Origin of the sequence: Microbacterium sp. zg-Y625 (assembly GCF_030246925.1) — a bacterium.
GTDB classification, from domain to species: Bacteria; Actinomycetota; Actinomycetes; order Actinomycetales; family Microbacteriaceae; genus Microbacterium; species Microbacterium jiangjiandongii.
The window spans coordinates 2,982,443-3,006,640 of sequence record NZ_CP126740.1 but is presented as its reverse complement, the minus strand read 5'-3'; the positions used below and the strand labels follow the sequence as shown (position 1 = coordinate 3,006,640).

Annotated in this window: 22 protein-coding genes and 1 riboswitch; of the genes, 15 read left to right on the top strand and 7 right to left on the bottom strand. The window is 73.5% G+C overall.

Annotation, left to right across the window (positions count from 1 at the left end):
* Nucleotide 1 precedes the first annotated feature (1 nt).
* The 8 genes from QNO14_RS14015 (at nucleotide 2) to cofD (ending at nucleotide 6,782) form a co-directional block, all read left to right on the top strand.
* Complete coding sequence (locus QNO14_RS14015; RefSeq protein ID WP_257494393.1) at nucleotides 2-412, top strand: phage holin family protein; 411 nt, start codon at nucleotides 2-4, stop codon at nucleotides 410-412.
* Nucleotides 402-686 carry a hypothetical protein gene (locus QNO14_RS14010; protein ID WP_257506505.1) on the top strand — a complete coding sequence of 95 codons (285 nt, stop codon included), beginning with the start codon at nucleotides 402-404 and terminating at the stop codon, nucleotides 684-686. The genes QNO14_RS14015 and QNO14_RS14010 overlap by 11 nt, the downstream gene beginning before the upstream one ends.
* Before the next feature lie 89 nt (nucleotides 687-775).
* Entirely contained in the window at nucleotides 776-1,435 is a 660-nt protein-coding gene (gene hemQ, locus QNO14_RS14005) for a hydrogen peroxide-dependent heme synthase (RefSeq protein WP_257494391.1), read from the top strand.
* A gap of 10 nt (nucleotides 1,436-1,445) precedes the next feature.
* The gene (gene hemC, locus QNO14_RS14000) at nucleotides 1,446-2,444 is read left to right on the top strand and encodes a hydroxymethylbilane synthase (RefSeq protein ID WP_257506506.1); all 999 of its coding nucleotides are present in this window, start codon (nucleotides 1,446-1,448) and stop codon (nucleotides 2,442-2,444) included.
* A complete protein-coding gene (locus tag QNO14_RS13995) occupies nucleotides 2,441-3,244 on the top strand; it encodes a uroporphyrinogen-III synthase (protein ID WP_257494389.1) in 804 nt (267 codons plus the stop codon). The genes hemC and QNO14_RS13995 overlap by 4 nt, the downstream gene beginning before the upstream one ends.
* On the top strand, nucleotides 3,241-4,224 hold the full coding sequence (gene hemB / locus QNO14_RS13990; protein ID WP_257506507.1) for a porphobilinogen synthase: 984 nt from the start codon (nucleotides 3,241-3,243) through the stop codon (nucleotides 4,222-4,224). Before QNO14_RS13995 ends, hemB begins: the two co-directional genes overlap by 4 nt.
* Nucleotides 4,225-4,315: 91 nt before the next feature.
* Nucleotides 4,316-5,638 (top strand): glutamate-1-semialdehyde 2,1-aminomutase, encoded by a 1,323-nt coding sequence (gene hemL / locus QNO14_RS13985; protein WP_257506508.1) that lies wholly within the window; start codon nucleotides 4,316-4,318, stop codon nucleotides 5,636-5,638.
* A 172-nt stretch (nucleotides 5,639-5,810) separates the two neighbouring features.
* A complete protein-coding gene (cofD, locus tag QNO14_RS13980; RefSeq protein WP_257494386.1) occupies nucleotides 5,811-6,782 on the top strand; it encodes a 2-phospho-L-lactate transferase in 972 nt (323 codons plus the stop codon).
* A gap of 45 nt (nucleotides 6,783-6,827) precedes the next feature.
* Here cofD and cofC read toward each other — a convergent pair whose 3' ends face one another.
* From cofC to cofG, 4 genes are read right to left on the bottom strand one after another with little or no spacing between them, the layout of a single operon-like run.
* The gene (cofC, locus tag QNO14_RS13975) at nucleotides 6,828-8,000 is read right to left on the bottom strand and encodes a 2-phospho-L-lactate guanylyltransferase (protein WP_257506509.1); all 1,173 of its coding nucleotides are present in this window, start codon (nucleotides 7,998-8,000) and stop codon (nucleotides 6,828-6,830) included.
* On the bottom strand, nucleotides 7,997-9,010 hold the full coding sequence (gene fgd / locus QNO14_RS13970) for a glucose-6-phosphate dehydrogenase (coenzyme-F420) (RefSeq protein ID WP_257506510.1): 1,014 nt from the start codon (nucleotides 9,008-9,010) through the stop codon (nucleotides 7,997-7,999). The genes cofC and fgd overlap by 4 nt, the downstream gene beginning before the upstream one ends.
* Nucleotides 9,007-10,494 (bottom strand): flavin-containing monooxygenase, encoded by a 1,488-nt coding sequence (locus QNO14_RS13965; RefSeq protein ID WP_257506511.1) that lies wholly within the window; start codon nucleotides 10,492-10,494, stop codon nucleotides 9,007-9,009. The genes fgd and QNO14_RS13965 overlap by 4 nt, the downstream gene beginning before the upstream one ends.
* Nucleotides 10,491-13,172: a 7,8-didemethyl-8-hydroxy-5-deazariboflavin synthase CofG gene (cofG, locus tag QNO14_RS13960; RefSeq protein WP_257506512.1), complete on the bottom strand. Its 2,682-nt coding sequence runs from the start codon at nucleotides 13,170-13,172 to the stop codon at nucleotides 10,491-10,493. Before cofG ends, QNO14_RS13965 begins: the two co-directional genes overlap by 4 nt.
* A 96-nt stretch (nucleotides 13,173-13,268) precedes the next feature.
* Between cofG and QNO14_RS13955 the strand changes: the two genes are divergently transcribed.
* Complete coding sequence (locus QNO14_RS13955) at nucleotides 13,269-13,760, top strand: hypothetical protein (protein ID WP_257506513.1); 492 nt, start codon at nucleotides 13,269-13,271, stop codon at nucleotides 13,758-13,760.
* Nucleotides 13,761-13,815: 55 nt separating this feature from the next.
* Here the strand turns inward: QNO14_RS13955 and QNO14_RS13950 are convergent, their stop codons facing one another.
* Together QNO14_RS13950 and QNO14_RS13945 are read right to left on the bottom strand one after the other, a co-directional pair.
* Entirely contained in the window at nucleotides 13,816-14,643 is an 828-nt protein-coding gene (locus QNO14_RS13950; RefSeq protein ID WP_257506514.1) for an ABC transporter permease, read from the bottom strand.
* The gene (locus tag QNO14_RS13945) at nucleotides 14,640-15,605 is read right to left on the bottom strand and encodes an ATP-binding cassette domain-containing protein (protein WP_257494379.1); all 966 of its coding nucleotides are present in this window, start codon (nucleotides 15,603-15,605) and stop codon (nucleotides 14,640-14,642) included. Before QNO14_RS13945 ends, QNO14_RS13950 begins: the two co-directional genes overlap by 4 nt.
* 70 nt (nucleotides 15,606-15,675) lie before the next feature.
* Between QNO14_RS13945 and QNO14_RS13940 the strand changes: the two genes are divergently transcribed.
* The 3 genes from QNO14_RS13940 to QNO14_RS13930 are packed head-to-tail and all read left to right on the top strand — an operon-like array spanning nucleotide 15,676 to nucleotide 19,342.
* Nucleotides 15,676-16,740, top strand: a complete 1,065-nt coding sequence (locus tag QNO14_RS13940) for an enoyl-CoA hydratase/isomerase family protein (protein ID WP_257506515.1) — start codon at nucleotides 15,676-15,678, stop codon at nucleotides 16,738-16,740.
* Nucleotides 16,741-16,787: 47 nt separating this feature from the next.
* The gene (locus QNO14_RS13935) at nucleotides 16,788-17,714 is read left to right on the top strand and encodes a J domain-containing protein (protein ID WP_257506516.1); all 927 of its coding nucleotides are present in this window, start codon (nucleotides 16,788-16,790) and stop codon (nucleotides 17,712-17,714) included.
* A 38-nt stretch (nucleotides 17,715-17,752) separates the two neighbouring features.
* On the top strand, nucleotides 17,753-19,342 hold the full coding sequence (locus QNO14_RS13930) for an SLC13 family permease (protein ID WP_257506517.1): 1,590 nt from the start codon (nucleotides 17,753-17,755) through the stop codon (nucleotides 19,340-19,342).
* A gap of 14 nt (nucleotides 19,343-19,356) precedes the next feature.
* Here QNO14_RS13930 and QNO14_RS13925 read toward each other — a convergent pair whose 3' ends face one another.
* The gene (locus QNO14_RS13925; protein WP_257506518.1) at nucleotides 19,357-20,991 is read right to left on the bottom strand and encodes a D-alanyl-D-alanine carboxypeptidase family protein; all 1,635 of its coding nucleotides are present in this window, start codon (nucleotides 20,989-20,991) and stop codon (nucleotides 19,357-19,359) included.
* A gap of 38 nt (nucleotides 20,992-21,029) precedes the next feature.
* Nucleotides 21,030-21,139, top strand: a riboswitch (TPP riboswitch).
* On the opposite strand from QNO14_RS13925, the gene QNO14_RS13920 reads away from it, so the two are divergent.
* The 3 genes from QNO14_RS13920 (at nucleotide 21,133) to QNO14_RS13910 (ending at nucleotide 24,165) form a co-directional block, all read left to right on the top strand.
* Nucleotides 21,133-21,783, top strand: coding sequence for an ECF transporter S component (locus QNO14_RS13920; RefSeq protein WP_257494374.1), 651 nt, complete (start codon nucleotides 21,133-21,135; stop codon nucleotides 21,781-21,783). Its footprint overlaps the riboswitch before it by 7 nt.
* A gap of 1 nt (nucleotide 21,784) precedes the next feature.
* Entirely contained in the window at nucleotides 21,785-23,392 is a 1,608-nt protein-coding gene (locus QNO14_RS13915; RefSeq protein WP_257506519.1) for an ABC transporter ATP-binding protein, read from the top strand.
* A complete protein-coding gene (locus QNO14_RS13910) occupies nucleotides 23,389-24,165 on the top strand; it encodes an energy-coupling factor transporter transmembrane component T family protein (protein WP_257506520.1) in 777 nt (258 codons plus the stop codon). The genes QNO14_RS13915 and QNO14_RS13910 overlap by 4 nt, the downstream gene beginning before the upstream one ends.
* Nucleotides 24,166-24,198: the final 33 nt, after the last annotated feature.

Here is a 24,198-nt window from a genome sequence, read left to right as displayed (position 1 = left end):
CATGACCACACCTCGCGGATTCCGCGATCGCAGCGACGACAGCCTGCTGACGCTGATCGGCGAGCTGCCCGAGCTTGTGCGCAACCTCGTCATGGCCGAGTTCAACGCGGCGAAGAAGTGGGCGAAGAAGACGGGCAAGGATGCCGGCATCGGCAGCCTCTGGGTCGTCGCGGCGCTGTTCGTACTGTTCTGGTCGATTCCGGTGCTGGGCGCGTTCATCATCATCGGACTGTCGTCCTGGTGGCCCGCGTGGCTGTCGGCGCTCGTGGTCTTCGTCGTGATGATCGTCATCACGGCCGTGCTGGTGCTGCTCGGCATCCTGCGATTCCGCAAGCTCTCGAGCCGGGACAACCCCGGCCAGGCGATCGCGACCGACGCCAAGATCGTGAAGGACGCTGTCAATGACTATTGACCGACGCACGCCCGTGCCGGTGCCGCGCACCGCTGTTCCGCTGGGCATCGCCGACCCCGTGGAGCAGGCAAGGGCCGAGCTCAAGGCGGCCCTCTCGGCGATCGAGGAGAAGGCGAACGTCTCGAAGCGGGTGGGTGAGGCGACGGACCGTCGCGTCGCCGAGGCGCGCCGATTCGCCCGCCGCAACCCCACTGCCGCCATCGCGGCGACGGCCGGAGCCGCCATCGCCGTGGGGCTCACCGTCTGGGGAATCGTGCGCCTCGTCGCGCGCTGACCCGACACCACGACACCGACACCGCCACCGCCGGCGCCGACCCGCGCCGGCGGTTTGGCGTGCGGCGGAGCGGAAGAGAGACTTGAGACATGTCCGACACCGCTTTCACCCTCTGGTCCGTGCTGCGCCGCGACCCCGCGCGCCCCGTCACCGACCCCGATCCCGCCGAGCTGGAACGCGTCGTGGCCGATCTGGCCGACGCCGGCACCACCGTGCGCGGGTTCTACGACGTCAGCGGTCTGCGCGCCGACGCGGACGTGATGATCTGGATGCACGGGCCCACCGCCGAAGGCCTGCAGCGCGACCTGCGGGCGCTGCGGCGTACCGCGCTGCTCGCGCCGCTGCTGCCCACATGGAACGCCATGGGCGTGCACCGCGATGCCGAGTTCAACCGTGCCCACGTCCCCGGCTTCCTCCGCGGCATCGCGGCCAAGCAGTGGCTCACCGTGTACCCGTTCGTGCGCAGCTACGAGTGGTACCTGCTGCCCGATGAGGAGCGTCGCGCCATGCTCGCCGACCACGGCCGCAAGGGCGCCGCGTTCACCGGCGTCACCGCGAACACGGTGGCATCCTTCGCCCTGGGCGACTGGGAGTGGCTCCTGCCCATGGAGGCAGACGAGCTGACCGACCTCGTCGACATGATGCGGGAGCTTCGCTACACCGAGGCGCGCCGTCATGTGCGCGAGGAGGTGCCGTTCTTCACCGGTCGCCTCGTCGCCCCGGCAGATCTCGTCGAGGTGCTGCGATGAGGATGCCGCGATGACCCGCCCATTCCGGCTGGGCACGCGCCGCAGCGCCTTGGCGATGGCGCAGTCGCAGCAGGTCGCCGACGCCATCGCTGCGGCGGCCGGCCGGCCGGTCGAGCTCGTGCCGATCGTCTCCGAGGGCGACGTCTCCCGAGCCTCGCTGTCGCAGATCGGCGGCACCGGGGTCTTCGCGACCCGGTTGCGTGAAGCGCTCGTCGCGGGGGAGTGCGACCTGCTCGTCCATTCGCTGAAGGACCTGCCGACCACCCAGCCCGAGGGTCTCGTCATCGCGGCGATCCCGCCCCGCGAGGACGCCCGGGACGTCGTGGTCACCCGCGACGGCACGCCGCTGCACCTGATGGCCGCCGGGGCGCGCGTGGGCACCGGCTCGCCGCGCCGCCGCGCGCAGGTGGTGCGCCGCAACCCCCGCGTCGAGCTGCACGACCTGCGCGGCAACGTCGACTCCCGTCTGCAGCGCGTGCGCGATGGACAGCTGGATGCCGTCATCCTCGCTGCCGCCGGGCTGTCTCGCATCGGCCTCGACCTCGGTGACCTGCACCTCGAACCCCTGGGGCTCGCGGCATGGCCGACAGCGCCCGGTCAGGGCGCCCTGGCGATCGAGACGCTGGCCGACGCCCCTGAAGATCTGCGGGCCGCCCTCGCGCTCATCGACCACCTCGACACGCGAGTGGCGGTGACGGCGGAGCGTACGGTGCTGTCGGCGCTCGAGGCCGGGTGTCACGCCCCGCTGGGGGTGCACGCCGCGCTCACCGACGCCGACCTGCGCATCGATGCGGTCGTGTACGCGCTGGACGGAAGTCGCCGAATCGGGCTGGACCGCGCCGCCCCCTTCCCACGGGAGTATGGTGGGACGACAGGCAGCGGCGATGGTGCGGATGCTGCCGACGACGCGACCCCGATCGCGTACGCCGTACGCGCCGGGACCGACGTTGCTCGTCGGCTGCTCGTTAGTGGGGCAGCCGATCTGGTACCACGAGAGTCGACCCCATGAACAACGCCCCCTGGCCATCGCAACCCGCTAAGCCGCTCAGCGGCTGGCGGGTGCTCGTGCCGCGCGGGGGACCCTGGGGAGATGGCGTCGCGGCCACACTGCGCGCGCAGGGTGCGACGCCCGTGATCGCACCTCTCATCAACTTCGCGCCGTCCACCGACGAGGCCACGCTTGAGAAGGCGCTGGCCGATCTGGCCGCGGGCGTCTTCGACTGGCTGACCGTCACGAGCGCGACCACCGTCGACGTGCTGTACGCCTACCGGGCGCAGATCCCGGCCAACACGAAGGTCGCCGCGGTGGGGGAGACCACCGCCGCCGCGTTGAGCGCCGTCGGGTACAAGGTCGACCTCGTTCCCGAGGTGGACAACTCCGCCGCCGGCATGGCCGACCAGCTCATGTCGCTCGAGACCGAGCCCCGCGACATCCTGACGCTGCGCAGCGAGATCGCGAAGCCGGTGCTGACCGAACGGCTGAGTGCCGGCGGCCACCGCGTGCGCAGCGTCGTGGCCTATCGCACCGTCGGCGTCCCGGTGACGGACAAGATCGCCCACGACGTCGCGAGCGGCCGCATCAACGCGATCCTCGTGACGAGCGGATCGGTGGCGCAGCAGGTGCGGGAGCAGTTCCCCGCGATCCCCCCGTCGACCGTGCTCGCCGCGATCGGGCCGCGCACCGCCGAGGACGCCAGGCTGCTGGGTCTGCCCGTCGACGCCGTGGCCGCCGAGCAGACCGTGGCGGCCCTCATCGGTGCGGTCGCGGAACTCGCGCTGCCCCACTCTGCCGACGAGACGGTGCCGTGAGCTTCCCCGCCCACCGCCCACGTCGGCTCCGCCAGTCGCCGGCGGTCCGTCGACTCGTGCGTGAGACGCACGTGGTGCCCGCCCAGCTCGTCCTTCCTACGTTCGTCAGGGAAGGGCTGACCGAGCCCGTCGCCATCGGCTCGATGCCGGGCGTCGTGCAGCACTCGCTCGACTCCCTGCGGCGCGCCGCAGCCGAGGCCGCCACGGCCGGGGTCGGCGGCATCATGCTCTTCGGCGTGCCGGCCGTGCGCGACGCCGTCGGCTCCGGAGCAGATGACCCCCGCGGCATCCTGAACGTCGCCACCGAGGCGCTGGTCGCCGAGGTCGGCGATGCGCTGGTCGTCCAGACAGACCTGTGCCTGGACGAGTTCACCGACCACGGCCACTGCGGCGTGCTGCGCGCCGACGGGGTCGTCGACAACGACGCCACCCTCGAGCGCTACGCCGCCATGGCGCTCGCCCAGGCGCGCGCGGGCTCGCAGCTGCTGGGCCTGTCGGGGATGATGGACGGCCAGGTCGCGTACATCCGCGCGGCGCTGGAGGCCGAGGGCTTCACCGACACGCTGATCCTGGCGTACGCCGCCAAGTACGCCGGTGCCTTCTACGGACCCTTCCGCGAGGCGGTCGACTCGCAGCTGCAGGGCGACCGCCGCACCTACCAGCTCGACCCCGGCAATGGCCGCGAGGGCGTGCGCGAAGCGGTCACCGACGTCGATGAGGGAGCCGACATCGTCATGGTCAAGCCGGCCATGCCCTACCTCGACGTGCTGGCCGCCGTGCGCGCCGCCGTCGATGTGCCGGTGTGGGCGTACCAGGTGTCGGGCGAGTACGCGATGGTCGAGGCCGCCGCGGCCAACGGGTGGATCGACCGCCGGGGAGCGATCACCGAGTCGCTCACGGCGATCCGCCGCGCCGGGGCGGACGCCATCCTGACCTATTGGGCCGTCGAGGCGGCCGGCTGGCTGCGCGACGGTCTGTGACGGCCGCGACGGTCTGTGACGGCCGCGACGGCGGTGCACAGCCCCGACGGCGGCGCACAGCCGCGATGGCGGCGATGAGAGAGAGTGACGCATGACTGACCGCAACGACGAACTGTTCGCACACGCGCGCGAGGTGATCCCCGGGGGCGTGAACTCCCCGGTGCGCGCCTACGGCTCGGTCGGCGGGACACCGCGCTTCGTGTCGTCGGCACGCGGCGCGTACATCACCGACGCCGCCGGCCGCGAGTACGTCGACCTGGTCGCGTCGTGGGGGCCCGCCCTCCTCGGCCACGCGCACCCCGAGGTCGTGGCGGCCGTGCAGCAGGCGGCATCCCGGGGGCTCTCCTTCGGCGCTCCCACCGGCGCCGAGGTGGAGCTGGCGGACATGATCGCCGCACGGGTCTCGGCCGGCGGGCGTCGCCCCGTCGAGCGCGTGCGGCTGGTGTCGACCGGCACCGAGGCGACGATGACGGCCATCCGGCTGGCGCGCGGCTACACCGGACGGGACCTGCTCATCAAGTTCGCCGGGCACTATCACGGGCACTCCGATGGGCTGCTCGCCGACGCCGGCTCCGGGGTCGCCACGCTCGCGCTGCCCGGATCTGCCGGGGTGCCGGCGCCCATCGCGGCGCAGACGCTCGTGCTGCCGTACAACGACGTCGCCGCCGTCGAAGAGGCCTTCGCCGTGCACGGCGACAAGATCGCCGCGATCATCGTGGAGGCCGCCGCCGCGAACATGGGCGTCGTCCCGCCGCTGCCGGGGTTCAACGCCGCGCTGGCCGACATCGCGCACCGCAACGGCGCCCTGCTCATCCTCGACGAGGTGCTCACGGGGTTCCGCGTGCACCCGGCCGGATACTGGGGTCTGCAGCAGGAGGCCGGCGAGGAGTACACCCCCGACCTCTTCACCTTCGGCAAGGTGGTCGGCGGCGGCATGCCGCTCGCCGCGCTCGGTGGCCGCGCTGACGTGATGGAGATGCTCGCCCCCGTGGGGCCGGTGTACCAGGCGGGGACGCTCTCGGGCAATCCGCTCTCGGTCGCCGCGGGCATCGCGACGCTGCAGCTGGCAACCCCCGAGGTCTACGCGCGGGTGGATGCCGCGGCATCCGTCGTCGCCGACGCGCTCGACGCGGCGCTGACCGCCGAAGGCGTGGTGCACGCGGTGGCGCGGGCCGGGTCGCTCTTCGGCCTGGCGATGCTTCCCGAAGCGCCGCGTTCGTACGCCGAGGCGCTGGAGCAGCAGGCGGCCCGGTACACACCGTTCTTCCACGCGATGCTCGACGCCGGGGTATCGCTTCCCCCCAGCGTCTACGAGGCCTGGTTCCTCACCGCAGCGCACGACGACGCCGCGCTCGCGCGGATCGTGGAGGCGCTCCCCGGCGCGGCGCGCGCCGCCGCCGGCGCGGCCGCGTAGCCCTTCGGGGTGCGGCGCCGCCCGCGTCTGTGGTGCGCCGACCGCGTGCCCGGCACCGGCATGCTGCAACTCCTCGACAACGGTGCCGGTCGGGCCGCAGGGGCCGGTTTCGGCCGCGCTGTGGCGGGTTCTTGAGGAGTTACGGCGACCGACCCGCCCGTAGGGTGGAACGGTGACATCCTCTCCTCGTGTCGTCGTGCTCGCCGGCGGGGTCGGCGGCTCGAAGTTCACCCTCGGCGTGCGGGAGGCGCTCGCCCGTCGCGGCGCCCCGCAGGCGACGGTCGTCGTCAACACCGGGGACGATCTGTGGCTCTCGGGCGTGCGGCTGCAGCCCGACGTCGACTCGATCCTCTACGCCCTGGCAGGGGTCAACGACACCGAGCGGGGATGGGGCCGCGCCGGCGACACCGAGCGCGTGAACCACGAGCTGCAGCAGTGGGATGCCGGCTGGCCCTGGTTCACCCTCGGCGACCTCGACCTCGGCACCCACCTCGCACGCACCGGCTGGCTGCGGGAGGGCCTCACCCCGACCCAGGTGGCCGAGCGACTGTCCCGCCGGTGGCCGCTGGGGGTGCGCCTGCTCCCCATGACCGACGCCGAGGTCGACACCCGCGTGCTGGTGGAAGGCGGGGACGTGATGCATTTCCAGGAGTGGTGGACCCGCCACCGCGCGCGCCTGGTGCCTCGGGCCTTCGAGAACGCCGGGATGGATGCCGCGCGCCCCGCGCCCGGTGTCATCGAAGCGATCGCCGAGGCGGACGTCGTGCTCGTGGCGCCGTCGAACCCTGTCGTCTCGATCGGCCCGATCCTCGCGGTGCCGGGAGTGCGCGAGGCTCTCGCCGCGACGTCGGCGCGCGTGGTGGGCGTCTCGCCGATCATCGGCGGGGCGGTCGTGCGCGGCATGGCCGACGTCTGCCTGGCGGCCATCGGCGTCGAGACGTCGGCCTCCGCCGTCGCGAGGCACTACGGCGCCCGCCGCGCGGGGGGCCTCCTCGACGCGTGGCTGCTCGCCGAGGAGGACACCGGTCTCGCCCCCGACGTCGCCGCCCTCGGGATGACCGCGGCGGTCGCGCCACTGTGGATGCGGGATGTCGCGGCATCCGCCCACATCGCCGACGCCGCGCTCGCCGCCGCCATCCGCTGACCCCGCGGCGCTCGTCCGCCGTCCGCTGCCCGCCGTGCGCTGAGGCTACAGCGCCATGCGCATGACGGTGATGCCGGCGGACTCCGATTCAGCGGCATCCCGGTGCATGCCGGTCTTCTGCGCCACGCGCGTCGACGCAGCGTTGTCCGGATGCACGAGGGCGCGCAACTCGGAGAAACCGAGCGACCGGGCATGGTCGCGGCAGGCGGCGGCCGCCTCGGCGGCGTAGCCGCGGCCCTGCAGCGGCGGGGTCACGTGGTAGCCGACCTCCAGCACCAGCCGGGCGCCCAGGGGCTGCCAGGTCAGTCCGCAGTCGCCGACGAAGCGGCCCTCGGCATCCTCGACGATCCACAGCCCCAGTGCGTCGTTGCGGTAGCGGAGCATGCTGCGGGCGATCCACTCCGCCGCCTGCTCGCGGGTGCGCGGCGCGGGGTAGTACCGCATCACGTCGGGGTCGCCCAGGAGCGTCGCCATGTCGTCGAGGTCGTCCGGGCGCATCTCGCGAAGCCGCAGCCGCGCTGTCGGCGCCGGAGCCGTGCCGCCGGCGCCCGCCGCGCGCAGCAGCGCCGTCGTGCGCGGCCCGAGGCCGAGCTCGGACACCTGCTGCAGCTGCCCGGCGGTGTCGATGTCGCGGCGCAGCCCGGATGCCGCGGGAGCGTCCAGCGGCTCCGCGCCCTGCGCGCGGTGACGGGCGAACGAGTCCGCGCCGAACGACGAGCGCCACGGCACGCCCGCCGCGGCGGTGAGGAGGGTCGACCCGGTGCCTTCGGCATCCGGCATGACGGCGGTGGGCCGTCGCGCGGCCTGACGCAGCGCCTGGCCGAGGTCGGCCGGTTGCAGCGCCGGCAGGTCGCCCAGCAGCGCGGCCCGCGGGTGGCCGTCAGCTCCGGCCGCGCCGGCCGCGATGGCCGAGTTCAGTCCCTCGCCCGGGTCGGCGACGACCGAGACCGGCGCGGCAGCGGGCGCCGAGGGTACTGTCGCCGCCAGATCCGGGTCGGCGGTGACCACCACGACCCGCGCGACGCCGGGAGCCTGCGCGGCGGCGTCGATCGTGTCCCGCGCGATCGCGCGGGCGAGGGCCACGCGGTCGAGGCCCGGCGCGGCGAGACGCGACTTGCCCTCGACCGGCGGCTTGACCGGGATCACGACGACCCAGCCGCCGTCGCGCCCGCCCTCGTCCGCCATCCCGACGCGCTTGCCCGGCGAACCGATCGTCACTGACCGAACCGGGCCCGCAGGCGCGGCAGGATCTCGGTGCCGTAGGTGCGCAGGAACGTCTCCTGGTCGTGACCGGGGTCGTGGAACACCAGGTGACGGAAGCCGAGGTCGACGTACCGGGCGATCTGCTCGACGTGCTCGTCCGGATCGGTGGAGACGATGAACCGTGACGCCGCACGCTCGATCGGCAGCTCGTCGGCCCGCCGCTGCATCTCGATGGGGTCGTGGATGCCGGTCTTCTCTTCCGGCGACAGCGCGAGCGGCGCCCAGAAGCGGGTCTTCTCCAGCGCCTCCTGCCGGGTCTCGGCGAACGACACCTTCACCTCGATGAGCGTGTCGACGTCGTCGGCGGAGCGGCCGCCCTTCTCGAGGCCCTCCTCCAGCGCCGGCAGCAGCTTGTCGGTGTACAGCGCGGGGTCTTTGCCGCTCGTGGTGATCCAGCCGTCGGCCATGCGCCCCGCCAGGCGGGTCGCGGCCGGTCCCGAGGCCCCGATGTAGATCGGCACCGGCTGGTCGGGACGGTCGTAGACGGTGGCATCCTTCACACTCCAGAAGTTGCCCTCGAACGTCACCCGGTCGTTCGTCCACAGCTCGCGGATGAGCGTGATGGCCTCCTTCATGCGCTGGAAGCGCTCGGGCGGGTCGGGCCAGTCCAGTCCGAGAGTGACCTCGTTCAACGCCTCGCCGGTGCCGACTCCGAGGATCATGCGCCCCGGGAACATCACCCCGAGTGTGGCGAACGCCTGCGCGACGACGGCCGGGTGGTAGCGGAAGGTGGGCGTCAGCACCGAGGTCCCCAGCAGCACCCGCGAGGTGCGAGCGCCTACCGCGCCGAGCCACGGCAGGGCAGCGGGGGCGTGGCCGCCTTCGTGCATCCAGGGCTGGAAGTGGTCGGAGATGAACACCGAGTCGAAGCCGACCTCCTCGGCCAGTACGGCGAAGTCGGCGAGCTGCGACGGGCCGAACTGCTCGGCCGACGCCTTGTACCCGAGGCGGAGCGGAAGGGTCATGTGGATCTCCTGTCGTCCCCGCCGGTGCGGGCGGGGGTGGTCGTGAATTCGGACCCGTCGGCGCGGGCGAGCCGCGCGCGGAACGCGTCGACGGTGCCCGGCCACAGCAGCGTCAGCCTGCCACGGTCGACGTACCAGTTGTGGCATCCGCCGGTCAGCCAGGGGGTCGTTCGGGCGGCGCGGGCGATCTCGGCGGTGTAGTCGGCCTCGGCATCCGGGTGCACGCGCAGCACGCCGTTCGGGAAGGCGCCGCGGCGCGCGAGGGCGCGTACGGTGTACGCGGCCTGTTCCTCGAGCATGAGCACCGCGGAGTTGTGCCCGAGCGAGGCGTTCGGGCCGTCGAGCACGAAGAGGTTCGGGAACCCGGCGACGACCGTCGACGCGAAGGACGTCATGCCCGTGGCCCAGTGCTCGGCGAGGGTCTGGCCGTGCTCGCCGGTGACGAGGTCGGCGTAGGGCTGGCGCTGTGAAACGAACCCGGTGGCGAGCACGAGGGCGTCGACGCGGTGGCGGGCGCCGGATGCCGCGACCAGCTCGCCGCCGTCGACCGCGGTCAGGGCCGAGGGCTCGAGGGTGACCGCGGGGGAGGCGACGGCGGGGTAGAACTCGTCCGAGAGCAGCACGCGCTTGCACCCGAACGCGTAGTCGGGGGTGAGGGCTGCGCGCAGCGCCGGGTCGGCGACCTGCGCCGCCAGGTGTGTGAGCGCGGCCTCACGTGCGGCTGCGGATGCCGCGGCGTCGCCCGACCGCGAGGCGTACCGGGCCTCGCCCTCGACGTACAGGGCGGCGCGGAGCGCGGCGAGCTCCTCGGGGTGGGCGGCGAAGCGCTCCCGCTCGGTGTCGTCATACCGGCGCTCGCCGCGCGGCACGATCCAGGCGGGGGTGCGCTGGAACAGCGTCACGTGCCCGGCGACGTCGGCCAGCCGCGGCACCAGCTGCACCGCACTGGCTCCCGTGCCGACGACGGCGACGTGCGCGCCCGCGAGGTCGGCGCCGTGATCCCAGCGCGCGGAGTGGAAGATGGGCCCGGCGAACTGCTCGAGCCCCGGGATCTCGGGGATCGACGGCTCGGTGAGCCGGCCGCAGGCCAGCACGAGGGCGTCGGCGGTGAGCGGGCCGGATCCGGTGTCGAGCGTCCAGCGCGCGGTCGTGGCATCCCACCGCGCCGACAGCAGCGGCGTGCGCAGGCGCAGGCGCTCGCCGAGGTGTTCGGCCGCGGCGACCCGTTCGAGGTATCTGCGGATCTCGGCGCCGGTCGCGTAGAGCCCCGACCAGTCCGGATTGGGGTGGGTGGCGAAGCCGTAGAGGTGCGAGGGCACGTCGCAGGCGACGCCGGGGTAGGTGTTGTCGCGCCACGTGCCGCCGACGGATGCCGCCCGCTCGAGGATCACGAACGATTCGCGGCCCGCGCGGCGGAGCGCGATCGCCATGCCGAGGCCGGCGAAGCCCGCGCCGACGACGGCGACCTCGACGTGTTCGGTCACGGGGTGCTCGCCGGTGTGGGCGGGGCGGCGGTGGCGGGCGTCGCGGTGGGCATCGGGGTGCCGTAGTCGGTGGTGCGCAGCCGGAACGGCCGCATCAGCCGCGCGGCCATGCGTGCCGCCTCGGATGCCGGCAGCTCCTGCCCGTGCTCGATGCCGGTGTCCGGGCGCACGCGACCGTCGAGCAGCGTCCCGCCCAGGTCGTCGGCGCCGGCGCGCAAGAGCACGGCGACGGCTTCCCGCCCGAGCCGAGGCCACGGCACCTGGATGTGCGGGATCGATCCGTTGAGCGCCAGCCGCGCCACCGCGACCATGGCGCGGTGCTCGTCGATGGGCGTACGCCCGGGCACGAGCGGCACGCCGCCGGCGGTTCCGGGCAGCGGAATGGGAACGAACTCGGTGAAGCCGCCTCCGGCGCGGGCGGCGGTCGCGGCATCCTGCAGGCGGCGGAGGAGTCGCAGGTGAGCGACGCGCTCGGCGGCGGTCTCGACGTGCCCGTAGAACAGCACGCTCGTGGAGCGGAAGCCGTGGCGATGCGCGGCCGAGATGCCCTCGATCCAGCGGTCGACCTCAAGGTCGGTGGGGAAGAGGGCGGCGCGCACCCGCTCGGCGGCGACCTTCACACCGGTGCCGGGAACCGTGTCGACACCGGCGTCGCGCAGCGCCGCCAGGGCGTCGTCGAGGCCCAGGCCGCCGCGGTCGGCGAGGTCCCACACATCCTGCGGGCGGTAGGCGTGCAGGTGGATCCCGGGGGCGGCCGCCTTCACGGCGCGGGCGATGTCGAGGTAGGCGGCTGCGTCCTCGGTCGCCGGCAGCAGGCCCTGCACGCACAGTTCCGTCGCGCCGAGGTCGGCCGCGTCGCGTGCGATCGCCGCGACGTCGGCGAGGTCGAACTCGCCGGGTGCCGCCGCGCCGCGGGAGCGGAAGCCGCTGGAGGTGAGGTTGCGGTTGACCACCAGGCTCACCGCCTCGCCCACGGTGTACCGCCGAACGTCGTCGGCCGTCGCGACGACGGACTCGAGGTCGGCGCCCGTGGCCAGCAGCAGCCGCTCCCAATCGTCGTCGCCGAGGCTCAGCGGGTCGCCGGCCGCTTCCTCGGCGAGGCGGGCGATGGTGGCGGTGCCGGCGCTCGCGCGTGCAGAACGTCGCCGATCCGGGCCGGACGGCCCCGAAACCGGACCCCCAGCCGCGTTGTCGAGGGGATCGCCGACGTTGTGCACGCCGGCCCGGGCCGCCGCGCCCGAACCCGCGCCGCCGGTAGCGCCGGTGTTGTGCACCCCGGCCCCCGCCGCCGCGCCCGCGGCGCCCGCGGCGCCGACGTTAGCGCCGATGTTGTGCGCGCGGCCCGCGCGTGCAGAACGTCGCCGATCCGGGCCGGACGGCGCCGAAACCGGACCATCAGCCGCGTTGTCGCCGGGATTGCCGACGTTGTGCACGCCGGGCTCCGCAGAAGCGACCGCCGCGAGCCCCGAAACCGGGTCGGCCAGCGCCGCGACCGGCCCGTGCATGGCGGGGTCGAGCCACTCGTCGGCGCGGTGGATGTACTCCGGGTGGGCGGTGAGCCGCTCGCGCAGCGTGAAGCCGAGCTCGGCGGTGCGGCGGGCCAGGTCGTCCAGGTGCGGCCAGGGCCGCTCGGGGTTGACGTGGTCGGCGGTGACGGGCGAGACCCCGCCCCAGTCGTCCGCGCCCGCCCGCACCAGCAGCGCGAACTCGGTCGGATCCGACAGGTTCGGCGGCACCTGCACGCGCATGCGTGGTCCGAGCACCAGACGGGCGACGGCGACGGCCGCGACGTATTCGCGCAGGCCCGCGTCGGGCGCGGACTGCGCCGCCGTCCGCGGCTTCGCGCGGAAGTTCTGCACGATCACCTCCTGCACGTGCCCGTGCCGCGCGTGCGCGTCGCGGAGCGCCACGAGCGATTCCGCCCGGTCGCGCAGGGTCTCGCCGATTCCGACGAGGATGCCGGTGGTGAACGGCACCCGCGCCCGGCCGACATCGTCGATGACCCGCAGTCGCACGGCGGGGTCCTTGTCGGGCGAGCCGAAGTGCACCTGACCGGGTTCGGTGTACAGGCGCGTCGAGGTCGTCTCGAGCATCATGCCCATCGAGGGGGCGGTCGGCCGCAGCGCGAGGATCTCGTCGTGGCCCATGACCCCCGGGTTCAGGTGCACGAGCATGCCGGTCTCGGCCGTGATGAGCCGGGCCATCGTGCCGACGTAATCCAGCGTCGAGGAGTAGCCGTGGTCGTCGAGCCAGGCGCGCGCGGCGGGCCAGCGGTCCTCGGGGCGGTCGCCGAGGGTGAGCAGCGCTTCCTTGCATCCCTGCGCCTGCCCCTGACGGACGACCGACAGCACCTGCGCCTCGGTCATGTACAGCGGCTTGTGCTGGGCGGCCAGCTGGCCCGGTGTGTCGACGAAGACGCAGTAGTGGCAGCGGTCGCGGCACAGCGTCGTCAGGGGAACGAAGACCTTGCGGGAGTAAGTGATGACACCGGGCCGACCGGATGCCGCCAGGCCCTCGTCGCGCAGCCGCGCGGCGATGTCGAGCAGTCGGTCGAACGCGTCACCCGACGCCTGCAGCAGCATCTCGGCGTCATCGGCATCGAGCAGGGCGCCGTCGGCCGCCCTGTCGAGGATGTCATGGACTGTCGCCGCCGGGGGAGCGGGCTGCGCAAGGGTCACTGATCCAGTCTTGCACCGCCAGCGCTCGCAAGGCCCGACCAGATCGTTGCCGTCCCGTAAGCAAACCCCGCCCGCGACGCTGGCAGACTGGAACACATGGTGACGCTGCTCCTGGACTCGACCCGCCTCGAAGTGGTGCTGTCGGCCACCGAGCGCGCCCTCGCATTCCGCAAGGGGAATGTGATCGTCGAACGCGAGACAATCGCCAAGGTGCAGCTCATCGACGACCCCTGGACCTGGCTGCGCGGCATCCAGAGCCCCGGCACGCGGTTCCCGGGTGTCGTCGCGATCGGCACGTGGAAGTCGGTCAACGGCGTGGACTTCGTGGTCGTCCGACGCCACCTTCCCGGCGTCGTCCTCGACCTCGAGGGACACCCCGAGTTCCAGCGGGTGCTGCTCACGACCCGCCACGGCCTCGCGCTGGTGCAGGCGCTGCAGGTGGATGCCGGCGAGCACCCGGCCGACGTCGTGACGCTCGCCACGGCGGCGATCTCGACGCAGCCCGAGGCCGCGCCCGCCGACAGCGCCCGTCCGACGCGTGCCCGCGCCCCGAAGCCGAAGCCCGCAGCCAAGCCGGCCACCGCCTAGCTCGCGGCCCGCAGCTCGCGGCCGCAGTTCGCGGCCGCACGACGAAGGCGCCGCGTCAGGCCACGTCGCGGCGCCAGCTGAAGAGGTATGCCAGCACCAGCAGCACCGCGGCGACGATGAGCAGCACGAGGCCGCCCGCCCACCACTCGAGCGTGTCGCCGCCGCTCGTCCCCATGATCGCCTCGGCGTTGTACAGGCTCGCTCCGACGAGGGCATCGGATGCCGCGCCGGGCAGGAAGCGCACCACGTCACCGGCGCCCTCGACGAACGGCACGAGCGTGCGGGCGATGGGCTCCACGAACTGGGTGAAGACCAGCACGCCGACGATCGCGACGATCTGGTTGCGCACGAGCGCGCCGACCGCGATGCCGATGAACACCCAGAGCACGAACGCGGCGAGCATGCGCGCGACCATCGCCCAGGTGTCGCTTTCGCCGAGCTGGGTGTCGACCCCCTGAACCGACAGCAGCGCGGCCGACGGGACGACCGACGACAGCACGCCGATGACGCCGTACAGCAGGCCGAGGGCAGCGCCCACGATGAGCTTGGCCGCCAGCACCCGGCCGCGACGGGGGGTCGCCAGGAACGTGGGGGTGAGCGTCTGGTGGCGGATCTCGGTGGTCACCATGAGCGTGCCGATGAGGAGCGGAAAGACGTACCCCATCGCCGTGGCGAGGCTGTAGAGCAGCGGGGGCAGGGTCTCGGCCGGCATCTGCGGGGCGTCGGCTCCGCCCAGCTGGCCGGTGGCCGAGGCGGCGAAGAAGAACGCCAGCGCCGAGGCCGTGGATCCGACGTAGACGACGAGCACGATCGCGAGGATCCACCAGGACGACGTCGAGAACTGCTTGGTCTTCTCGGATCTGACCGTGCCGACGAGGCTCATCGCGCCGCTCCTTCCGCCGCAGCGTCGACCGGCGGGGCCGCGGCCTCGCCGCCCGCGCTGGCATGGACCCGGCGGCCGTCGGCGAGTTCGAGGAACACCTGCTCGAGCGACGGTCCCTGACGCTGCAGCAGCGACAGGGCGACGCCGGATGCCGCGGCGATGCGGCCGATCTCGGCGGGGTCGGCCACCGCGACCCGCAGTCCCGCGCGCAGCGGCTCGGTGCCGATGCCGGCCGCGGCCAGCGCGGCCGCCAGTGCGGCGCGGTCGGGGGCGTCGACGACGGTGGCATACTCCCTGGGGTCGACGAGCTCGTCGATCGTGCCCTGGAAGACCAGCCGTCCCCGCGCGATCACCAGCAGCGAGTCGACGGTCTGCTGCACTTCGGACAGCAGGTGCGACGAGACGAAGACGGTGCGCCCTTCGCGGGCGAGGGCCTGCAGGAAGTCGCGGATCCAGCGGATGCCCTCGGGGTCCAGCCCGTTCGTCGGCTCGTCGAGCACGAGCACTCCCGGGTCGCCCAAGAGCGCCGCGGCCAGGCCCAGCCGCTGACGCATGCCCAGCGAGTAGCCACCGACCTTGCGTCCGCCGGCATCCGCCAGTCCGACGAGCCCCAGGGTCTCATCCACGCGTGAGACCGGCACGTCCGAGGCCTGCGCGAGGGCGGTCAGGTGGGCGGCGGCGGTGCGGCCGGGGTGGAAGCTCGACGCCTCGAGCGCCGAGCCCACGCTCTGCAGCGGCCGCCGCAGCTGCACGTACGGGGTGCCGCCGATGGTGGCGGTGCCGTCGGAGGAGCGCACGAGCCCCAGCAGCATGCGCATCGTCGTGGTCTTTCCCGCCCCGTTCGGGCCGAGAAAGCCGGTCACCCTCCCGGGTTCGACGCGCGCCGTGAAGCGGTCGACGGCCGTCAGTGCGCCGAAGCGCTTGGTGAGGCCGGAGAACTCGAGCACCTGTCCGTCGGGCATGCGGGCATCCTCTCGTCTCGCCCAGTCTGGCGGGGATGGGCGGCGAATGCGAACCGGATAACGTGAGGCTGTGACCGAGAACCCGCCCGAGACCCGCATCCGTGTGCAGCGCCGCAACGGAGTCGGACACCTCACGCTCGACCGCCCGCGTGCCATCAACGCGCTCGACCTCGGCATGGTCGAGGACCTGCACGCCGCACTGGATGCCTGGCGCGACGACCCCGACGTCGGGATCGTGCTGCTGGACGGCGCCGGCGAACGGGGCCTGTGCGCCGGCGGCGACGTGCGCGGACTGTACGACCAGATCGTCGCCGGGCGCCCGGGCGACACCGCCCTGTTCTTCCGCGCCGAGTACGCCCTCAACGCCGCGATCGCCGAATACCCGAAGCCCGTGGTGGTGCTCGCCGACGGCATCACGATGGGCGGCGGCATGGGCCTCGCCGGCCACGCCGCCGTGCGCGTCGTCACGGAGCGATCCCGGCTCGCCATGCCGGAGACCCGCATCGGCTTCACCCCCGACGTCGGCGGCACCTGGCTGCTCGGCCGTGCGCCGGGCCGGCTGGGGGAGTACCTGGGGCTCACCGGCACGACGATGGATGCCGCGGACGCGATCCACGCCGGCTTCGCCGACCACCTGGTGCCGTCGGAGCACCTGCCCGAGCTGCAGCATGCGCTCGAGACCCGCGCCGACCCCCACACACCCACCGAGCTCACCCTGCTCTTCGACACCACGGCGGGGCCGTCCCGCCTGCAGGCGGACCGCGCGTGGATCGACGACGCCTTCGCCGGCGACTCCGTGGCGGACATCGTCGAGCGCCTGCGGGCACGGCCGGAAGCTGCGGCATCCGCCACCGCCGACGAGCTCGAGACGCTGTCGCCGACGGCGCTGACCGTCACCCTCGCCGCCGTCCGCCGTGCCCGGGCCCTGCCGGACCTGCGCGCGGCCCTCGCCCAGGAGTACGGCCTGGTGATGTGGTTCGCCCAGACCCAGCCGGACCTCGTGGAGGGGATCCGGGCCCAGCTGGTCGACAAGGACCGCTCGCCGCGGTGGCATCCGGCCGCCCTCGCCGACGTCGACCCGGGAATCGCCCACGAGGCGCTGGCGTTCGTTCCCGACATGCCGCTGTGGAGCTGACGTCCGGGTTGCGCCGCTAGCCTGGATGGCCGACCCCGGGAGGGAACGTGTTCGACAGTCCGCTGTCCGCCTCGGCGTACGACGTGCTCGGCGTCGAGCCCGCGGCCGACGACGAGGCGCTGCGCAAGGCCTATCGCCTGCGACTGCGGCAGACCCACCCCGACACCGGTGGCGATGCCGCGGTGTTCGTGCAGGTGCAGCGCGCGTGGGAGCTGGTGGGCACCCCCGACGCCCGTGCGGCCTATGACCGCGGCCACGGTTTCGGCGCGGCTGCCGCCCCGGACTTCTCCGGGTGGAAGGCACCGTCCGCGCGCACCGACACCCGTCCGCGCGCCCGCTCGTTCGGGCACCCCGGCGGATGGCGGCGGGAGCGCTACCTCACCCTGATCCGGGAGTGGGCAGGGCGCGGCGTCGACCTTCCGGACCCGTACGGCCCCGCCCTCGTGCGCACCGCACCCCACGAGGTGCGCCGGCTGCTGGCCGACGCGCTCGCCGAAGAGGCCACCGCGCGCGTGGTCGCCGATCTCGGCATGGGCTACACCGTGTGGCACGACGTCTCGGCGCCGGCCCGCGGCGACCGCCCCGACGCGAAGCTCGACCACATCGTGCTCGGTCCCAGCGGGCTGTATGCCGTGCTGTCCGAAGATTTCGGCGGACCCGTGCGCGTGCGGCGGGGCGAACTCATCGGCGACGGGGTCGAAGGGTCGCCCGTGGCCGACCTGGTCGCCCGTACCCGCACCATCGCCCGCGCTGCGGGCGTGCGGTTCAGCGGCGTGCTGGTGGTGCTGCCCGACGACGACCTGCTGCAGCCGATCGAGGAGCTGGGGAAGGTTCGCGGCCTGCCGGTGGCGGTGGTCTCGCGCAGCTCGCTGGCGACGGTGCTCCGCCGCGGCATGACCGGTGCGCGCGACATCGGCGGCAACGAGCTGTTCGACGTGCGCACGCGCCTGCAGCGCACCGTGCGCTTCGTCTGACCCGCCCTCCGCCGGAGGGGCGGGGGTACCGTTGACGCGTGGACCCCGTGATCGCGATCTTCGTCATCCTGGGACTGGCGATCATCGCCTTCGTCAGCGGAAAGGTGCCCCTGGCGATCGTGGCGATCGGCGTGACGCTGGCGCTGTGGGTGACCGGCATCCAGACCCTTCCCGAGGCGTTCGCCGGATTCGCCGACCCGACCGTGATCTTCATCGCGTCGCTGTTCGTCATCAGCGAGGGATTGGATGCCACCGGGGTGACGGCCTGGGCCGGCCAGCAGGTTCTCACCCGCGGGGGTGCGCGGCCCCGGCGGCTTCTGGTGATCATCGGCGCGATGTCGGCGGTGCTCACCGGCTTCATCAGCATCAACGGCGCCGTCGCGGCGCTGCTGCCGGTGGTCGTGGTGGTGGCCCTGCGCGCCGGCATCGTGCCGTCGAAGATGCTGATCCCGCTCGCCTTCACCGCCAGCGCCGGATCGCTGCTCACGCTGACCGGTACTCCCGTGAACCCGGTGGTGTCGCAGCTGGCGGAGTCGGCCGGCGGGCGCCCCTTCGGCTTCTTCGAGTTCGCGCTGGCCGGGGTGCCGCTCGTGGCGCTCACGATCGCAATGGTCGCCGTGCTCGGTCCGCGCCTGCTGCCCGACCGCACCGCCGATCGGTTCGATGCGGCGCCCGACCCCAGCGCCGCGGCGCAGGGGTGGCGCGAGAGCTACGCCGTCGACCTGTCCACCCGGAGCCTGTTCAGCGCGACCGACGGGGTGGTCGAGGTCATGGTGGCCCCCCGCTCCACCCTCATCGGGCGCACCGTCTGGTCGGGAATGATGACCCGCGATGAGAACCTCGTGATCCTCGCGGCACGGCGGGGCACCACGCAGCCACCGCACGTCTCCCGAGACGGGACAGCGGGCGAGCTGACGCTGCAGGCGGGGGATGCCGTGCTCGTCCAGGGCCCGTGGGCGGCGCTGGAGCGCTACACCCGCTCGCCCGACGTCATCGCCGTGACGCCGCCACACGCGCTGCGGCGCACTGTTCCGCTCGGGAACGGGGCGCGTCGGGCGCTGGTGGTCCTGGGTCTCATGGTGGTGCTGCTCGCCACCAACCTGGTGCCGCCCGCCGTGGCGGGGCTGCTGGCGGCGGGCGCGATGGTGCTCACCGGCGTCATGACCATGCCCCAGGCCTATCGGTCCATCTCGTGGACGACCGTGATCCTCATCGGGGGCATGGTGCCGTTGTCTTCCGCGTTCGTCTCGACCGGCGCGGCCGACGTGGTCGCCGCGCTGGTGCTGGGCTTCACCGGCGACGCCTCACCGCACCTCGCGCTGCTCGTGCTGTGCGTCGTGACGATCGTGCTCGGTCAGTTCATCTCGAACGTCGCCACCGTGCTGGTCGTCGCCCCCATCGCCGTCTCCATCGCCGCGACCCTGGATCTCAGCGTGCAGCCGTTCATGATGGCGCTGACCGTCGCCGGTGCGGCATCGTTCCTCACCCCGATCGCGACGCCGGTGAACCTCATGGTCATGCAGCCTGGGGGGTACCGCTTCGGGGACTACTGGCGACTGGGTCTGCCTCTGGCGCTGGTGTTCCTGGCCGTCGCGGTGCTGTACGTGCCGCTCATCTGGCCGTTCTGACGCTCGGGCCGTGATCAGCCGGCGAGGCCGAACAGCTGCAGCGGGTGGGTGAGGCGCCACCACGGGCTCGGGCCCTCGATGGTGCCGGCGAGGTGCACGTCGACGGTGGCGGTGTCGAGGGGACCCTTCACCGTCAGCGACCCGGCGACCGCCTCGGCCTCGCGGTCGTCGCCGACGGCGAGGTCCGTGGTGACTTCGCCGGTGGCGCCGTTCCACAGCACGACCGACGCGTCCGCCGAGGTCACCATGTCGACCCGCTCGCCCCACGCCGTCGTCACCTCGCCGGCGATCGTGCCGGCGGCCACCGTGGGCCGCTGCTGCAGCTCGGACTCCAGCTGGGCGAGCATCGCGCGCGCGGTCACGTTGCGCTCCTCGCCGTCGAACTGCCCGAGGATCGCCGCGAACAGCCGCACCGGCGTTTCGCCGACGACGATGTCCTTGGCGACCAGCAGATTGAAGTGCTCCCACAGGGCGCCGGTCTTCACCCCGACGACACCGGGGTCGGCCAGCAGGGCGTTGGTGTTCTCGATGAGTCCGGCGCCGGGAAGCTCGGCAGATGGCATCCGCACGATCTCGGCGATGACCGGGTTGGCCATCGCCCGTTCCGCCAGGGCGACCAGCGCGGCGGGCTCGGCGGCGTTGTCGTCGCCGATGCCGCTCGGGTCGACGATCGTGATGCCGGTCAGCCCCTGCTGCGCGAGCCATGATTCGGCGGCGTCGGCGAAGACCCGGTTGCTCGGCCACAGCTCCGATGCGAGCCGATCGGCGTAGTTGTTCGCCGAGGAGATGAGGATGCCCTGCAGCAGCTGGTACTGCGTCAGCGTGCCGTCGACGGGTACGGGGAGGGCGGACTCGCCGCGTTCCCGGTATGCCCAGTACTCGCTCTGATCGGCGGAGGTGAACCGGTACTCGGGACCCTGCTCGCCGGGGGTGAGCGGCATCTCCTCGAGGACCATCAGCGACGTGACGACCTTCGTGAGGCTTGCGATGGAGGTGGGGTCGGATGCGGAGGCGACCGTGCCGGTGATGCCGTCGACCCCCAGCGCCGCGCTTCCCTCCTGAGGCCACGCCGGCGCGGCGGCGGGCGCCGACAGCGGGGCGATGGTGGCGGGCGACACCGTCGGCGGCAGGGCGTGCAGGGGCCAGAGCAGCGTGGTGAGGACGTAGAGGGCGATCACCGCGACGACGCTGAGAGTGGGCACCAGCACCGAAGGACGCAGCGGCGACCGTCGCGGTCGGCTGGCGAGCAGGTCGGTCTGCACCGTCGTGTAGGGGGAGGCGGCGGTGCCGAGACTGACGGCGGGGGATGCCGCGGCCACGGCATCCTCGTCCACCCACCCGAGCGCGACCCGGTGGGGCGGGCCGGCGGCTGCCGTCTCCCGGTCGGCGGGCTCGGGGCGAGCGGCATCGGCGGGCGCCGGCGCCGCAGCGGCGGCTTCGTCGTCGTCGGCGTCGTCGTCGGGTGCGAGGCGGGCGGGTTCGTGCTCGGGCGCTGCCTCGTCTGCGGGGGCGTCGCTCACCGAGTCGGGCGATGCCGCAGGATCGGCGGAAACGGGGGACGCGCTCGCCGCGGCGTCGGCCGCCGCTTCAGCGCGCAGGCGCGCTCGTCGCGCGCGGCGCGTGAGCGGGGGAGCGTCCTCGGTGGTCACCTGCCAAAAATACCCTGCCCGCCCGTGGGTATACTCGACGCCACAACCACGGGAGTCCGGTGAGCCGGGCTGAGAGGAAGCGATCCACGCTTCGACCGTCGAACCTGATCCGGATCATGCCGGCGCAGGGAGGAGAGAGAAATGCACGCATCGAAGCCTGCTGGCGCAACCGCGCAGAGCTCATCGCGACCGGCCGTTCCGCCGCTGTCGCAGCGCGTCCGCTGGCGCGTCGTCGACATCGTCGTGGCCAGCGTCATCGCCGTCGCCTGTGCGGCGGTGTTCCTGCTGTGGAACGTCGGCTACGAGGGGCCGAGCGCGCTGCTGAAGCCCCTGCTGCCCGGCATCCAGGGCGTCTTCGCCGGGCCGTGGCTCATCGCCGGTGTGCTCGGCGGCCTGATCATCCGCAAACCCGGTGCGGCGCTCTACACCGAGACCGTGGCCGCGGTCATCTCGGCCCTCGTCGGCAACCAGTGGGGCCCGCTGACCATCGTCTCCGGGCTCGTGCAGGGCGTGGGCGCCGAGCTGGTGTTCCTGCTGTTCCTCTACGGTGTCTGGCGGCTGCCGGTGGCGATCCTCGCCGGAGCCGCGGCGGGCCTGGGTGCCGGCATCAACGACCGCATCCTCTGGTACGCGGGGGCGGACACGCTCTTCACCACCGTCTACATCGCCTCGACGACGCTCTCGGGCGCGGTCATCGCGGGCCTCGGCGCCTGGCTCATCGCTCGCGGGCTCGCCGCCACCGGTGCTCTCAGCCGGTTCGCGGCGGGCCGCGAGGTCTCCCGGCGCGTCTGACGTGCCGGCATCCCCCGCCGCCTCACCCGCCGCCGTCGAGGCCCGCGGGTGGGGCTGGCGCTATGCCACGCGCGAGGCGTGGGCGGTGCGCGACGTGTCGCTGCGCGTCGAACCAGGCGAACGGGTGCTGCTTCTGGGCGCGTCGGGATCCGGCAAGTCGACGCTGCTGCAGGGCATCGCCGGCGTGCTCGGCGGTGCCGACGAGGGCGACCAGGAGGGTGCGCTGTTCGTCGGCGGCCAGCCGGCGGCCGCGACACGCGGGACCGCAGGACTCGTGCTGCAGGACCCTGACAGCCAGACGATCCTCGCGCGTGTGGGCGACGACGTCGCGTTCGGCTGCGAGAACCTGGGCGTGCCGCGGGAGGAGATCTGGCAACGGGTGCACGCGGCGCTGGACGCGGTGGGGCTGGACGTGCCGCTGGATCGATCGACCTCGGCGCTGTCGGGCGGGCAGAAGCAGCGCCTCGCGCTCGCCGGTGTCATCGCCATGCGCCCGGGGGCCGTGCTGCTGGACGAGCCGACCGCGAACCTCGACCCGGCGGGCGTCGTCGACGTGCGTGACGCGGTGGGCCGGGCGCTGGATGCCACCGGCGCCACCCTGATCGTCATCGAGCACCGGGTGGACGTCTGGCTGCCGCTGGTGGACCGCGTCGTCGTGCTCGCGCCGGGGGGCGGTGTGCTCGCGGACGGGTCGCCGCGCGCCGTACTCGGCAGCGGAGTCGCGATCCCCGGCGGCGTGGGTCCGCGAGGCCCCGCCCGGTCCCTCGCGGGCCACGGCGCGACCGCTCCGCCCCCCGCGGCCGCCCCGGCCACCGAGCTCGACCTGCCGCGGCAGCTCGCCGCGGCGGGGGTGTGGGTGCCGGGCTTCGCGCCGCGGGTGCCGCCGCCGCCCGCGGTGGCACCGGGCGAGGCGCTGCTGTCCGCGCGCGGGCTCGTGGTGGCGCGCACCCCGGGGGTGCCGGTCGCCGGCCCGCTCGACCTCGAGGTTCGGGCGGGGGAGGTGCTGGGCGTCGTCGGGCCGAACGGCGCCGGCAAGTCCACCCTCGGACTCACCCTCGCCGGGCTGGTGCGCCCCGAGGCGGGGCGGGTGGGGGCATCCGACGCGCTCGCCGCGGGGGCTGCGGCACGCCGGCGTCGGGCGGATGCCGGAACGGACCCCGCCGGCTGGTCGTCGCGCAGCCTGCTGACGCGCATCGGCACCGTCTTCCAGGATCCCGAGCATCAGCTGCTGGCGCGCACGGTGCGCGAGGAGCTCGCCGTGGGGCCGCGTGCGCTCGGCCTGCCCGAGGCCGAGGTGGCGGCGCGGGTGGATGAACTGCTGGAGCGGCTGCGGCTCGCGCGTCTGGCCGACGCCAATCCGTACACGCTCTCGGGCGGCGAGAAGCGTCGGCTCACGGTCGCCGCGACCCTCGCGACGCGTCCCCGCGTGATGGTGCTGGACGAACCGACCTTCGGTCAGGATGCCACCACGTGGGCCGAGCTCGTGGCGATCATCGCGGGGCTCCGCGACGGCATCGACGAGCGCGGCCCGCTCGCGATCGCCGCGATCAGCCACGATGAGGCCGTGCTCGCGGCCCTGCACGCCCGACGCCTCGAGGTGGGCCGGTGAGCCCCCGGGCCGGCAGCGGTCCGGTCGCCGTCCGCAACCCGGTCGCCAAGCTCGGCGCGGCCCTGCTCATCGCGCTGCCGCTCGTGGTGACGATCGATCCGGTGTCGGCGCTGGTCGCCCTGTTGCTGGAGATCCCGCTGCTGCTGGCGGCGGGGCTCAGCGCCCGGCAGTTCTGGCTGCGGACGCTGCCCCTGTGGATCGCCGCCCCCACCTCCGCCGTCACCATCGCGCTGTACGGGGCGACGAGCGGCCACGTCTACGTCGAGTGGCTCTTCGTGCGCGTGAGTGAGGGATCGCTGCTGCTGGCGGCGGCGACCTTCTTGCGCGTGCTCGCCATCGGCCTGCCCGCGGTGGTGCTGTTCGTCACGGTGGATCCCACCGACCTCGCCGACGGACTGGCGCAGATCGTGCGGCTGCCCGCCCGCTTCGTGCTCGGCGCGCTCGCCGGCATGCGGATGCTGGGCCTTCTCGCCGACGACTGGCGGGCGCTGTCGCTCGCCCGGCGGGCCCGCGGCGTCGCCGATGCCGGACGGCTGCGTCGCGTGCTCGGCACCGCGTTCGCGCTGTTCGTGCTGGCGATCCGGCGGGGGTCGTCGCTGGCCACGGCGATGGAGGCGCGCGCGTTCGGCGCGCCGACGGCGCGCACTTGGGCGCGCGAGTCGCGGCTCACCGGGGGCGACGGCATGCTGCTGCTCGCCGGGGCAGCGATCTCGGCGACGGCGCTGACGGTGTCGATCGCGGTCGGCGCCTTCACACCGGTGCTCGGCCGCTGACCCGCATCGTCCGTCTGCGTCCCCGCAGCCGCG